This is a genomic window from Caballeronia telluris, from assembly GCF_001544495.1.
Classification (GTDB): Bacteria; Pseudomonadota; Gammaproteobacteria; order Burkholderiales; family Burkholderiaceae; genus Caballeronia; species Caballeronia telluris.
The window spans coordinates 1-11,920 of the sequence record NZ_FCNZ02000008.1 but is presented as its reverse complement, the minus strand read 5'-3'; the positions used below and the strand labels follow the sequence as shown (position 1 = coordinate 11,920).

The 11,920-nt window shown below is 64.7% G+C and carries 13 protein-coding genes; 3 read left to right on the top strand and 10 right to left on the bottom strand.

The annotated features are described in order from the left end of the window. Positions 1–36 precede the first annotated feature (36 nt). From AWB66_RS11930 to AWB66_RS11920, 3 genes are read right to left on the bottom strand one after another with little or no spacing between them, the layout of a single operon-like run. A complete protein-coding gene (locus AWB66_RS11930) occupies positions 37–762 on the bottom strand; it encodes a histidine phosphatase family protein (RefSeq protein WP_087630511.1) in 726 nt (241 codons plus the stop codon). Then, the gene (locus AWB66_RS11925; protein ID WP_087630510.1) at positions 759–1,547 is read right to left on the bottom strand and encodes an oxepin-CoA hydrolase, alternative type; all 789 of its coding nucleotides are present in this window, start codon (positions 1,545–1,547) and stop codon (positions 759–761) included. The genes AWB66_RS11930 and AWB66_RS11925 overlap by 4 nt, the downstream gene beginning before the upstream one ends. Before the next feature lie 3 nt (positions 1,548–1,550). Continuing rightward, positions 1,551–3,086 carry a 3-hydroxyacyl-CoA dehydrogenase gene (locus AWB66_RS11920; RefSeq protein ID WP_087630509.1) on the bottom strand — a complete coding sequence of 512 codons (1,536 nt, stop codon included), beginning with the start codon at positions 3,084–3,086 and terminating at the stop codon, positions 1,551–1,553. 118 nt (positions 3,087–3,204) lie between these two features. Here AWB66_RS11920 and AWB66_RS11915 point away from each other — a divergent pair, with 118 nt between their 5' ends. After that, positions 3,205–3,852, top strand: coding sequence for a glutathione S-transferase family protein (locus tag AWB66_RS11915; protein WP_087630508.1), 648 nt, complete (start codon positions 3,205–3,207; stop codon positions 3,850–3,852). A 33-nt stretch (positions 3,853–3,885) separates the two neighbouring features. Here the strand turns inward: AWB66_RS11915 and AWB66_RS11910 are convergent, their stop codons facing one another. Together AWB66_RS11910 and AWB66_RS11905 are read right to left on the bottom strand one after the other, a co-directional pair. Continuing rightward, positions 3,886–5,067, bottom strand: a complete 1,182-nt coding sequence (locus AWB66_RS11910; protein ID WP_087630507.1) for a pyridoxal phosphate-dependent aminotransferase — start codon at positions 5,065–5,067, stop codon at positions 3,886–3,888. 43 nt (positions 5,068–5,110) lie between these two features. Beyond that, a complete protein-coding gene (locus tag AWB66_RS11905; RefSeq protein WP_087630506.1) occupies positions 5,111–5,617 on the bottom strand; it encodes a putative toxin-antitoxin system toxin component, PIN family in 507 nt (168 codons plus the stop codon). A gap of 56 nt (positions 5,618–5,673) precedes the next feature. On the opposite strand from AWB66_RS11905, the gene yaaA reads away from it, so the two are divergent. Beyond that, entirely contained in the window at positions 5,674–6,453 is a 780-nt protein-coding gene (gene yaaA / locus AWB66_RS11900) for a peroxide stress protein YaaA (RefSeq protein ID WP_087630505.1), read from the top strand. Positions 6,454–6,505: 52 nt separating this feature from the next. Next, a complete protein-coding gene (locus AWB66_RS11895) occupies positions 6,506–7,660 on the top strand; it encodes a M14 family metallopeptidase (protein ID WP_087630504.1) in 1,155 nt (384 codons plus the stop codon). A 90-nt stretch (positions 7,661–7,750) separates the two neighbouring features. Here the strand turns inward: AWB66_RS11895 and AWB66_RS11890 are convergent, their stop codons facing one another. The 5 genes from AWB66_RS11890 to AWB66_RS34345 form a co-directional block, all read right to left on the bottom strand. After that, positions 7,751–8,308 carry a BspC domain-containing protein gene (locus AWB66_RS11890; RefSeq protein ID WP_087630503.1) on the bottom strand — a complete coding sequence of 186 codons (558 nt, stop codon included), beginning with the start codon at positions 8,306–8,308 and terminating at the stop codon, positions 7,751–7,753. A gap of 125 nt (positions 8,309–8,433) precedes the next feature. Further along, the gene (locus AWB66_RS11885) at positions 8,434–9,108 is read right to left on the bottom strand and encodes a hypothetical protein (RefSeq protein WP_087630712.1); all 675 of its coding nucleotides are present in this window, start codon (positions 9,106–9,108) and stop codon (positions 8,434–8,436) included. A gap of 78 nt (positions 9,109–9,186) precedes the next feature. Then, positions 9,187–9,999 carry a LuxR C-terminal-related transcriptional regulator gene (locus AWB66_RS11880; protein WP_087630502.1) on the bottom strand — a complete coding sequence of 271 codons (813 nt, stop codon included), beginning with the start codon at positions 9,997–9,999 and terminating at the stop codon, positions 9,187–9,189. Positions 10,000–10,212: 213 nt separating this feature from the next. After that, positions 10,213–11,427: a DUF2863 family protein gene (locus AWB66_RS11875; RefSeq protein WP_087630501.1), complete on the bottom strand. Its 1,215-nt coding sequence runs from the start codon at positions 11,425–11,427 to the stop codon at positions 10,213–10,215. Positions 11,428–11,485: 58 nt separating this feature from the next. Beyond that, the coding region (locus AWB66_RS34345) for a hypothetical protein (RefSeq protein WP_235021093.1) at positions 11,486–11,920 on the bottom strand (435 nt) is incomplete at its 5' end.

Sequence of the window (11,920 nt, the reverse complement as noted above, 5' to 3'; positions counted from 1 at the left end):
TCTGGCGATGCTCTGTGAGCGGACCGAATTCCGACGTCACTTCATAAGATTCGTCTTGAACTTGAGGAACTGCGCGTAGAGCAGTTCCATCGTCGTGTTGCGCACGCCGGTGTGAAGCGGCGAGGGCGGCGAATGGTTGATCGCGTGGATGACAAAGTCGCCCGGTTTCTCGCCGACGTCGAGCGCGTTGATGCAACCCGTCGCCTGCGACAGATGCCCGAAGAACGCACGACCGCCCGCCGTGATCGCATGCGAAAGCAGCGCGCGATTCACGCCGCCATGCAGCACGAGCAGCACGGTGTCCCAGCGGGTGTCTTCGCGCAGACGCGTTATCGCGGGCAGCGCGCGGTCGAGCAATTGCCCGATCGTTTCGCCGCCGAGGAACTGCGTCTCTTCCGGCACGACGCCGTCGAACACCGAGAGAAACGCGCGCTCGATATCGTCGGTCGAGAGGTTCTTCAGATGCCCGCCGCGAATCTCTTCCCATTCCGGCCAGATTTCGATTTCGACGGACTGGCCGCTTGCATCCAGCACGCGCCGCGCGGTTTCGACCGTGCGCGGCAAGCCGCTCGCGATCACGCGATCGAAGCGCACGCCTTCCGCCGCGAACGCGCGGCCGGCCGCGCTCGCCTCCTCGCGGCCGCGTTCGTTCAAGGGCACGCTGACGGGATCGATCGCGCGGCCGGTGTCGTCGAAATAGGTGACGTCGCCGTGACGCATCAGGAAGATGCGGCGGCGTTTCGGCAATTGATAGGCGCTCATTTGTAGTTCGGCTGGCGTTTCTCGAGGAACGCGCTGATGCCTTCGAGCGCGTCGCCGTGATGCAGCGCATCGACGAAGCTGTCGCGCTCGGCGTCGAGATGCGCGGCGAGCGGCTGCACGTCGGCGGCGGCGATCAGCGACTTGATGCGCGCGAGCGCTTTCGGCGACATGCTGCCGAGATCGTCGGCCCAGGCGACGGCCGAATCCAGCGCGGTGCCACGGCGCGTCAATCGGTTGACGACGCCGACGTCGTAGAGACGCACCGCGCCGATCGGCTTCGCTTCCAGCAGGATCTCGCTGGCGAGCGCGCGCGGCAGCGCGCGTGTGAGGAACCACGAGCCGCCGCCGTCCGGCGTCAGGCCGACGCGCGCGTAGGACATGACGAACTTCGCGTCGTCGGCGGACACGATCAGGTCGCACGCGAGCGCGAGCGAAAAGCCCGCGCCCGCCGCCGCGCCCTCGACGGCCGCGATCACCGGCTTCGACGACGCCCGGATCGCGCTGATCCATTCGCCGAGCAGATCGATGCTTTCCGCCTGCACGGACGGGTCCTTCGCGCGGTTTTCCAGCAGCCGGTTCAGGTTGCCGCCCGCGCAGAAGAAGTTGTCGGCGCCCGTCAGCACGATCGCGCGCACCGAGGTGTCGCGCTCGGCGGTGTTGAGCGCCTCGATGCCGGCGGCGTACATGTCCGGGTGCAGCGCATTCTTCGCGCCGGGGTTCGAGAGCTTGAGGACGAGCGTGGTGTCGCTGCCTGCGGGACGGTCGGTCAGGAGTTCGGCGCTCATCGCTTAATCCTCGCTATGGGTGAGAGAAAGGCCGAGTTGCGCGCGGCGCGCGAGCCAGGGCGACGGCCGGTAGCGCGGATCGCCGAGCACGCTATAAATATTGCGCAGGATCGCGAGGATCGTCTTCGCACCGAGCGCATCGCCGAGCGCGAGCGGCCCTTTCGGGTAACCGAGGCCGAGCGTCACGGCGAGATCGATATCTTCCGGCGACGCGATCCGCTGCTGCGCGATGTCGCAACCGATGTTGACGATCGTCGCCACCACGCGTTGCGCGACGAAGCCGGTCGAATCGCGAATCACGGTGACGGGCACGCCGTCGGCGGCGAAGAGCGCGTGCGCGGCGTCGCGCATGGCGGGCGTGGTCGCGGGCGTCGTCATGATCGTGCGGCGCGCGACGGTGTCGAGCGCAAACAAGGTGTCGATGGCGACGACGCGCGTCGCGTCCAGATTCTCGGCGACGGCCGCCGTGGTCGCATCGAAGCCGAGCGGCGTCACGACGATCAGCGAATCCGGCGCGGGCGTGTTGCCGGTGTCGATGTGAACGGCGGCATCGGATTTCGCGATCAGCTTCAGCACTTGCTCGCGCGCGCCGTGCGACACGCGGCTGATCCAGACGCGTTGCGGCAGGGCGGTCGGCGCGGGCGCTTCGTCCGGCATCTGCTTGTTGCCGTCGACGTACTTGTAGAAGCCTTCGCCCGCCTTGCGTCCGATCAGGCCGCCCGCGAGCCGCGTGCCGGTGATCGGCGAGGGCGTGAAGCGCGGCTCCTCATAGAACTGGTGATAGATCGACTCCATCACCGGATGCGAGACATCGAGCGCGGTCAGGTCGAGCAGTTCGAACGGTCCGAGCCTGAAGCCCGCCTGCTCGCGCATGATGCGGTCGATGTCAGCGAAACTCGCCACGCCTTCGCTTGCGATGCGCAGGCCTTCGGTATTCATCCCGCGTCCGGCGTGATTGACGATGAAACCGGGCATGTCCTTCGCGCGCACCGGCGTGTGGCCCATGCGGCGCGCGAGGTCCATCAGCGCGTCGCCGGCGCCTGGGTCGCCGCGCAGGCCGTCGATCACTTCGACGACCTTCATCAGCGGCACCGGGTTGAAGAAGTGAAAGCCCGCGACGCGCTCCGGACGCGCGCAGCCCGCCGCGATCGCGGTGATCGAAAGCGAGGACGTATTCGACGCCAGAATGCAACGCTCGCCGACCACGGCTTCGAGCTCGCGAAAGAGTTCGCGCTTCACATCGAGTTTCTCGACGATCGCCTCGATCACGACGTCACAGTCCGCGAGATCGCTGGTTTGCGCGGCGGCGTGGACGCGGGCGAGGGCGGCGTGCGCGTCCGCTTCCTTCAGCTTGCCTTTTGCGGCAAGTTTGTTCAGGGTGTCGGAGAGATAGTCGCGGGCAGCGGCGACGGCTTGCGGGTTGGTATCGAAGAGACGCACGGTCAGGCCGCCCTGCGCCGCGATCTGCGCGATGCCGCGTCCCATCGCGCCGCTGCCGACGATACCGATTGTCTCAACCTGAAGATCGCGAAAGCTCATGGTGTGGATCGACTCCTGATGCAATTAGATTAGCACGGTCGTGCATTTTTATGAGATGTTTCAGGTCCGGCAATGTAGAACGCGATAGAACGCGAGCGACGAACAAAGGAGATATCGCATGATCAGGCTGTACGGGTTCCCGTTGTCCAATTACTTCAACAAGGTGAAGTTCATCTTGCTGGAGCACGGCATTGCGTTCGAGGAAGTGGCCGCCGGTTTCGGCCAGGACGAGGCGACGCTCGCGCGCTCGCCGCTTGGCAAGGTGCCCTATATCGAAACCGACGCGGGACCGCTTTGCGAGTCGCAGGTGATCGTCGACTATCTGGCGAGCGCGCATCCCGACAAACCCATCTTCGCCGCCGATCCTTACCAGGCCGCGAAAGAGCGCGAGCTTGCGACGTTCATCGACCTGCATCTGGAACTCGTCGCGCGCGATCTGTACAAGCAGGCGTTCTTCGGCGGCACCGTGACCGACTACACGAAATCGCGCGTCGAGAAACTGCTGACACGGCATGTCGCGGGATTCGCGCGGATCGCGAAGTTCGCGCCTTATGTCGCGGGTCCGGCCTTCAGTATCGCCGATGTGTGCGCGTTCGTGAGCCTGCCGCTCGTCGGGCTGGCGACGAAGGCCGTGTATGGGAGGGATTTCCTGCTCGATGCCGGCATCGACTGGAAGACGCACGGCAAGACGATCGGCGAGCGGCCGGCCGCGCAGAAGGTGACGGCGGACCGGCTCGCGTATATGGAGGCGCAAAAGCGCGGATGACGAAGCGCGGACCTGCATCACCCGCGCCCCGGTTCAGAGCTTCGCGAGGCGGTCGAGCGCGAGTTGCAGCGTCTCTTCCTTCTTCGCGAAGCAAAAGCGCACGACGCCGGATTCATGGCTCTCGTGATAGAACGCCGATACGGGAATGGCCGCGACGCCGATCTCGCTCGTGAGCCATTGCGCGAATTCGGCTTCCGGCAAGTCGCTGATCGCCGAATAATCGACGCACTGGAAGTACGTGCCGTCGCAGGGCAGCATCTTGAAGCGCGTGTTCGCCAGGCCCGCGCGGAAGAAGTCGCGCTTTTTCTGATAGAACGCGGGCAGGTTCATGTAGGGCGCCGGGTCTTCGAGATAGTGCGCGAGGCCGACCTGCATCGGCGTGTTCACGGTGAACACGTTGAACTGGTGCACCTTGCGGAATTCGGCGGTGAGCGCGGTCGGCGCGGCCACGTAGCCGATCTTCCAGCCCGTCACATGAAACGTCTTGCCGAAGCTCGACACGACGAAGCTGCGCTTCGCCAGTTCCGGATAGCGCGAGACGCTCTCGTGCGGCGCGCCGTCGTAGACCATGTGTTCGTAGACTTCGTCCGAGAGGATGAGCACGTTCGTGCCGCTCACTATCTCCTCGAGCTTTCGCATGTCCGCTTCGCGCCAGACGCGGCCGGTCGGATTGTGCGGCGTGTTGATCATCACGAGGCGCGTTTTCGGCGTGATCGCGGCGGCGATCTTGTCGAAGGGCAGTGCGTAGTCCGGCGCCTCCAGCGAGACGAACACCGGCTTGCCGCCCGCGAGTTCGATCGACGGCACGTAGCTGTCGTACATCGGCTCGATCACGATGACTTCGTCGCCCGGATGCACGCAGCAGAGGATCGCGGTCAAGAGCGCCTGCGTCGCGCCGGCGGTCACGGTGATCTCGCGGTCGGCGTCGTACTGGCGGCCGTAGAGCCGGTCGATCTTCGCGGCGATCGCCTGGCGCAAGGGCGCGGTGCCGGCCATCGGCGGATACTGGTTGTGGCCGTCGCGCATCGCGGTGGCGACGGCGTCGACGATGCGCGGATCGCAATCGAAATCGGGGAAGCCCTGGCCGAGATTGACCGCGCCTTTTTGCGCGGCGAGCGCGCTCATCACGGTGAAGATAGTCGTGCCGACCTGCGGCAGGCGCGAAGGAAAGCTCAGTTCGGCGGGCGTTTGGGGAAGTTCGTGCGTGGCGTTCATGGTGGCTTGGCGTGTGCGTTCTTTGAGCGATCAGTGTTCTATTCTAAACAGCAGTGGCCGGTTCGATTTCCGGCGTAAAGCCCAGCGCCGCGACGAACGGCGCGGGCTGCGCGATCTGAAACCCGAAGTCGCGCGCGGTACGACGGGCGAGCTTCAGCACCGCGCGATCCTTCGAGACGAGCCATTGCGCCTTCGACGCATGCGCGAGTTCGAGAAACTTCTGGTCGTCGCGGTCGCGGCACTTTGGCAGCGGCCGTTCGTCGGCGGGCGGCGCGGGCGCGATCAACTGCGAGAGCCGCGCGAGCGTATCGAGCGCCGCCGCCTTGTCGACGCCCATGCGCACGAACTGCGGATAGTCGAGCACGTGCGTGAGTTCGTTGAGACAGCGCGCGTCGATCAGCGCTTCGATGGTGCGCGCTTCGAGCGCGGCGCGGATCGGCCGCGCGGCGGGATCGTCGAAGACGAGGATGTCGATCCACACATTCGAATCCAGCACGACCGGAACGGGCGCGGTCTCGCAAAGCGCGGGCATCGCGGAGGAATTTTCCATTCGATACAATCTGGGGTTTGTGTCCTTGATCGTCGGCGGCGCGCCGGCGAGCCTCCATGATAATCGTTCTTTCGCCAGCCAAATCGCTCGACTACGAGACCCCGCCGCATGTCAGGAAGCACACGCTCCCCGAATTCATCGACGATGCAGCCGAACTCATCGACGGCCTGAGGAAGCTCTCGCCGCAGCAGATCGGCACCATGATGCGCATTTCCGACCCGCTCGCGCATCTGAACTTTCAGCGTTACGCGGACTGGTCTACGCGCTTCACCGCGGACAACGCCAAGCAGGCGATGCTCGCCTTCAACGGCGACGTGTACGAAGGATTCGCCGCGAAAACGCTGTCGGCAAGCGATCTCGACTACGCGCAGAACCACGTTCGCGTGCTGTCCGGGCTGTACGGCTTGCTGAGGCCGCTCGATTTGCTGCAACCGTATCGGCTGGAGATGGGAACGAAGTTGGCGAACGCGCGCGGGCGCGATCTGTACGCGTTCTGGGGCGAGCGGATCACGGCGGCGCTCAACGCGCAACTGAAGAAGCAGCGCGGCGCGCGCGTGCTGATCAACTGCGCGTCGGAGGAGTATTTCAAATCGGTGAAGCCGAAGCTGCTGGACGCGCCCGTGATTTCGCCCGTCTTCGAAGACTGGAAAGCCGGCCGCTACAAGATCATCAGCTTCCACGCGAAACGCGCACGCGGGATGATGGCGCGTTATGCGGTGGAAAATCGCATCGACGAACCGGAAGCGCTGAAGGCCTTCGACAGCGAAGGCTACGCGTTCGACCGGAAGGCATCGAACGATGAGACGTACGTGTTTCGCCGGCGTATTGCCGAGTGATCACCGATTCATCGAACCGCAGTTTGCATGGGACCAGGGTAAGGAAAACGTCATGAGCATTTCGATTACGAGCAACTTCGACGCGGGCGCGATTGTCGTCGTGTCAGCCGAGCGTCCCGAGGACATCCGTCTGCGCGTGCGCCCCGACAGCCACGCGGAATTCGCGCAATGGTTCTACTTTCGCGTGTCGGGAGCGCGCGGCGAGCGCCTCGTGATGACCTTCGAGAACGCCGCGGACTGCGCGTTCGCGGAGGGCTGGCGAGACTACCAGGCGGTGGCGAGCTACGATCGCGTGAACTGGTTCCGCGTGCCGACGACCTACGACGGCCGCGTGATGACGATCGATCACACGCCGGATTTCGATCGCATCTACTACGCGTATTTCGAGCCGTACAGTGAGGAGCGCCACGCCGAGTTTCTCGGCGCCGTCCAGCAGATGCCGCACGCGACGCTCACCGAGATCGGCCAGACCGTGCAGGGCCGGCCGATGTCGCTGCTCACGCTCGGCGTGCCGGGCGTGGGCGCTGCGGCGCCGAAGAAGAACATCTGGATCATCGCGCGCCAGCATCCGGGCGAGACGATGGCGGAATGGTTCGTCGAAGGGCTGGTCAAGCGGCTCGCGGGCTGGGGCGACTGGGCGGGCGACCCGGTCGCGCGCAAGCTGTTCGATCAGGCCGTGTTCCATATCGTGCCGAACATGAATCCGGACGGCAGCGTGCTCGGCAACCTGCGCACCAACGCGGCGGGCGCGAACCTGAATCGCGAATGGATGGAGCCGGACGCCGCGCGGAGTCCGGAAGTGCTGTGCGTGCGCGAGGCGATCGCGGCGACCGGCTGCGATCTCTTCTTCGATATTCACGGCGACGAAGCCATTCCCTACGTGTTCGTGGCGGGATCGGAGATGCTGCCGGGCTTTACCGACAGGCAGGCGAAGGAACAGGCCGCGTTTCTCGAATTCTTCAAGCAGGCGAGCCCGGACTTCCAGGACGTGCACGGCTACGAGTCGAGCAAGTATCAGACAGATGCGCTGAAGCTGGCGTCGAAGTACATCGGCAACAAGTACGGATGCCTGTCGCTGACACTCGAAATGCCGTTCAAGGACAACGCCAATCTGCCCGACGAGCGCGTCGGCTGGAACGGCGAGCGCAGCGCGGCACTGGGCGCGTCGATGTTGCACGCGATCCTGCGGCACGTCGAGGCGTTCTGATTTTCCGGCGCAGCGCGCCGCACTGCCAACGAAAAGGGCGTGATCGCCGGATGGTGATCACGCCCTTGTGCTTTCCGCGCCGCGACGGTTTCAGTGCTTCTTCTTGGCGGTCGTTTTCTTCGACGAACCCGTCGCCTTCGATTTGGACTTGCCCTTCGTGCCGTGCTTGCTCTTCGACGAGCGCGGCTCCGCGCGTGCCTTGGCTGGCGGCACGGGATCGTTCCAGCCGAACGCGAGCATCTGGCTGCCGACATAGCCGCAGCGGAACTTCAGCGTGGCCGGATCGCGGTCGCCGCCCTTGCTCACGCCGAGGCCTTCGACCGTCACCACGTTGTCGACCTTGACGCGCTGCTTGTGGTTGTCGAAGGAATCGTTCCATGGAACGAGCGTGGAATGCGAGGCATCGAAGGAAGTGGCCGGGAACTCGACGTGGTCGAACGCCGTGGACGTGCTCGCGACAAAGCTGCCGTGCGCGGCGCAGTCGGCGATCAGCGGGTTGGCCTGGAAATCGGTGACGAAGTGGTGGACGAGTTCGTTGCGTTCGTCGAGCGTGTCGGCAAAGGCGGTGACGGCGCATGCGATCGATGCGCATACCGCCAACCGGCCGACGAGCCGAAGCAGTCGGCGCGGTGCGTGATTACTTTCCATCAAGTTAGGCGCAAGAGAGACACAGGCACATAAGATGCCCGACGAGGGGAAGGAGTTCCATCTTATCGCAATTTGTGCGGCGCCTTGCCTGCGAAGTGCGTGGGCAAAGGCCGCAGCGGCGCCCCTCAGACACGCGGTCCGCGGTCGAGACGATAGCGCCGGAGATCGTAGGTCGTGATCCAGGCGGGCTTGTACACTGAGATCAGGATCGTGAGCAGCCCGGTGAAGAGGGCCTCGCCGGCGCAGAGCAACAGCGACCCGCGGATGAAGGCGGGCGGGATCGGGATCGACTTGCCCGCGAGTCCCATCTCGAAGAGCACCATCGCCCCACAGGCGGCGGCCACCGCAATCGCGGAAACGATGAAGCCGTGGCCGATGATGAAGGTGAGGAGATTGCGCGGGAGCCACGCGTTGCTCGCGCGTTCGAGCACGGCCGAGATGCCGACCGGCAACGCGCCGAATAACAGATACGTGATGGGCGCGGTGAGCCAGGAGGCGTCGAGTACGACCGCGGCGAGCGCAGTTGTCGCGGCCATGCCGATGAGCGCGAGCTGCCAGTCGAACAGCGTGACCATCAGCGTAGCGCCGAGCAGATGAATGACAGGGCCGTCATCGAACCACGCGTTGCACGCCCACAGCACGGTCACGGCCACGATGATGCCGAGCCACACATGCTGGAGCGTGGCGTCCTGCAGGCGGCGGAAGGGCCGCTGCATGAACGCGAGCGCGAGCAGCACCGCGGCGACGATCCAGCCACCGGATGCAAGCCACAGCGGGAGCGGTGTATAGAAGAACCCCATGAACCGCATATTACTCGCTGCGCGTGAAACGTGTGCGCCGTCGAAGGGCTCGTCGCGACGGATCCGCGATACGCTGCGTCAGCGCCCGAAGGGCTTCTCGGGTTCCGCCGCGAGCAGGAGTTGCGAATCGTTTGCGGCCGGATCGGGGTAACGCGCGTTCGCGGTGCGCAGCGGCACCGGGCCGGGTTCGCCGAGCGCGGGCCGGGCCCGGGTCTCGTGTTCGGGACGCAGGACTTCGAGGCAGCCGTTCTGCCAGCCGTTATAGATCGCGACGGCGGCGGCGCGGTTCACGGCGCCGAGCTGCTGGAAGATGCTTGCCAGATGGATCTTGACCGTGCCTTCGCTGATGCCAAGTGTCTTCGCGATGACCTTGTTCGTATTACCCATGTGAACGCAGCGCATGATCTGCTGTTGACGCGGCGAGAGCGTGGCGCAACGCCCGGCGCTTCGCATCAGCTTCACGGGTTCGGGAAAGCGCCGCGGGGCGGTGTCGAGGGCGAGATCCGGATCGAGTGCGCCCGCCGGAACATAGTGACCGCCGAGCAACACCATCTCCAGTGCGCGGACCAGCAGATGCGGATCGAGACTCCTCGGCACCACGCCGATCGCTCCCGCCATGAGGAGCCGCCGCGCGTGGCCGCCCGAGACGTCGTCGACCACGACGGCGGCGGGAGTGCCAGGGCAAGTGCGCAGCAGGTCGTGCAGATCGGCGGGGTTCATGTTCTCCTGCCAGTCGATCACGATGAGATCGGGATCGAGGCGCTGGACGGCGTGCCGCGCCTGTCGCCAGTCCTTTGCTTCGTTGAAGTGCCCTTGACGGTCGATGTGCCGCAGAAGGGTCTTGAGCCCTGCGCGGCGCTCCGCGTCGGAATTGATCAATGTGACTTTCATATTCGCCTCTCTTATGGTTATGGATTGGCGGCCTACTCTTGGAAGGCCGTCCGCGACGATCAGTGCATCGCAGGATCAATGGTGACAAAAAGCGGCCGTTTTGGCGCCCTGTCCAGAAGGAATAGGCCAAACGCACATCCGCTGCGGAAAAAGAAAAGCCCCGCGGCCGCGGGGCTTTTCGTGCAGCGAGTCGGCCATGGCCGTGCTCGAAGGTCAATGAAAGTGCGGTTGCGCCGGTTCGGCGTCCTCGGGCATTTCCGCGTGAACGATCTCGCCGAGGGGGTCGGCGTAGAGCGGCACGCCGCAGTCGTCGCAATATTCCGGTTCGAAGCGGCCGGCGTGACGACGCACGTCGGAGACGCCTGCCTTTTTCAGCAACGCGACGATTTCCTCGACCGGGCCGTCGGCGCCTTCCAGGTCGACGGCCTCGTCTTCAATGCCGATCTCGCCGTTTTCGCGCCCATAGAGCGGCCAGACGACGCCGTACATCACGTCATTGCTGCCGCGGCGCGTGAAGCCGACGCGATATTCGTCGACGCGCCGTTCGCCGAAGCCGGCGATCACCGCGCGCAATTCCTGAGGCGCCGCGCCGAGCGTGTCGAAGAGGTAGCGGACGGCCGTGCGCACGGTGTGCGGGCGAACTTGCTCGTCGGCATCGCGGCAGGCGGAGTAATAGGCGTCCGGCAGCAGGCATTCGAATTCGCAGCCGGGGAGGATGGCGGCGAAGTTCGGGCCGCCTTGCGCTGTCCATTGTTCCAGGCACTGGCCGCGCTCGATGCGTCCGCCGTTTTCGTCCTCCTGCCAGCGAAAGAGCGGCGCGCCCGTCGGCACGACGGCGACAGCGAGCAGGAAACGCGGATCGGCGAGAATCGGCGACGTTTCGGGCAAATCCGACAGATTCAGGCGCGCGGCGGGACCGCCCAGCGCCGTTTGCACGAGTTGTTGCGCGAGCCGCGCGGTATCGACGTGGTGACGCGGCAACTGATCGATGCTGTACAGATAGGGCGCCACGGCGACGCGCGCGCTGGCGGCCAGCACGTGTGCCTGCATCTGCGTGCGCAGCGCGTCGGCGACATCGCTTTTGAGCGGCCCCGACGGAATCGCATAGCGCGTCCAGGCGAGCACCGGCGCCGCGACCAGCAGCGCCTCGTGCGGCACGCCGTCCAGGTCGAGCGCGAACGACTCGCTGTGCGTCTCGGCCATGTCGGCCAGCGCGCCGTACGCATCGGGATGATTTTGCTGAAGATGGTCGAGTGCGGCGTCGAGCGTCGTCTGATTGCCGTTGCGCACGATCTTCGCGAGAAGCGCGTCGAGACGCGTCTCCCAGAAACGATCTTCGATGCGACTGCCCGACGCGAACAATGCGAGTGCGAGGCCGACGAGCTTGTCGGCGTCCGGGGGAAGGCGTTTGGCGATTCGCGAGCGCATATGGTTTGGAATGATCAGAGGCGGAGAACCTTTAATTGTAGTCGCTATGCGGCTGCTTTTACCGCTCTTCGGCGACCGGCATGGCAAGCCATTGTGTGGGCGGTTTTACAGGGGGCGGGGCGCTAATAAAAATTCTTTGAAAAAGCGCTTGCGCAACGTGCGGGTGGGCACTAGAATTCCGTTCCTTCGCTGCTCGATGAGTGGCGAAGGAAGCGGGAAGTGAGAGCGGTGCGCGAGCCGCAAAGCCTTGTGGGACGGGGCGATGCGGCGAAGTTAGCAGATTCGGTAGTGAAAAAAATCTGTTGACGAAAAGCGAAACGTTCTTCATAATCTCGCTTCTCTGCTGCTGATGCAGCGACGCAGAACGGAAGGGGTGGCGGCGGTAGTTAAGCGGCTGAACTTCAAAGGCGACTGAAGGTTGGGGCGCCGGTTCTTGCGAATGTTCTTTAAAAACTAACAGCCGATAAGTGTGGGCGCTTGATGGCGACGCGCC

Coding starts and splice junctions, on each gene's coding strand:
- AWB66_RS11875 (WP_087630501.1), bottom strand. CDS start 11,427: ATGCGCTCGCGAATCGCCAAACGCCTTCCCCCGGACGCCGACAAGCTC.
- AWB66_RS11920 (WP_087630509.1), bottom strand. CDS start 3,086: ATGAGCTTTCGCGATCTTCAGGTTGAGACAATCGGTATCGTCGGCAGC.
- AWB66_RS11915 (WP_087630508.1), top strand. CDS start 3,205: ATGATCAGGCTGTACGGGTTCCCGTTGTCCAATTACTTCAACAAGGTG.
- AWB66_RS11925 (WP_087630510.1), bottom strand. CDS start 1,547: ATGAGCGCCGAACTCCTGACCGACCGTCCCGCAGGCAGCGACACCACG.
- AWB66_RS11880 (WP_087630502.1), bottom strand. CDS start 9,999: ATGAAAGTCACATTGATCAATTCCGACGCGGAGCGCCGCGCAGGGCTC.
- AWB66_RS11910 (WP_087630507.1), bottom strand. CDS start 5,067: ATGAACGCCACGCACGAACTTCCCCAAACGCCCGCCGAACTGAGCTTT.
- AWB66_RS11890 (WP_087630503.1), bottom strand. CDS start 8,308: ATGGAAAGTAATCACGCACCGCGCCGACTGCTTCGGCTCGTCGGCCGG.
- AWB66_RS11905 (WP_087630506.1), bottom strand. CDS start 5,617: ATGGAAAATTCCTCCGCGATGCCCGCGCTTTGCGAGACCGCGCCCGTT.
- yaaA (WP_087630505.1), top strand. CDS start 5,674: ATGATAATCGTTCTTTCGCCAGCCAAATCGCTCGACTACGAGACCCCG.
- AWB66_RS11885 (WP_087630712.1), bottom strand. CDS start 9,108: ATGGGGTTCTTCTATACACCGCTCCCGCTGTGGCTTGCATCCGGTGGC.
- AWB66_RS11930 (WP_087630511.1), bottom strand. CDS start 762: ATGAGCGCCTATCAATTGCCGAAACGCCGCCGCATCTTCCTGATGCGT.
- AWB66_RS11895 (WP_087630504.1), top strand. CDS start 6,506: ATGAGCATTTCGATTACGAGCAACTTCGACGCGGGCGCGATTGTCGTC.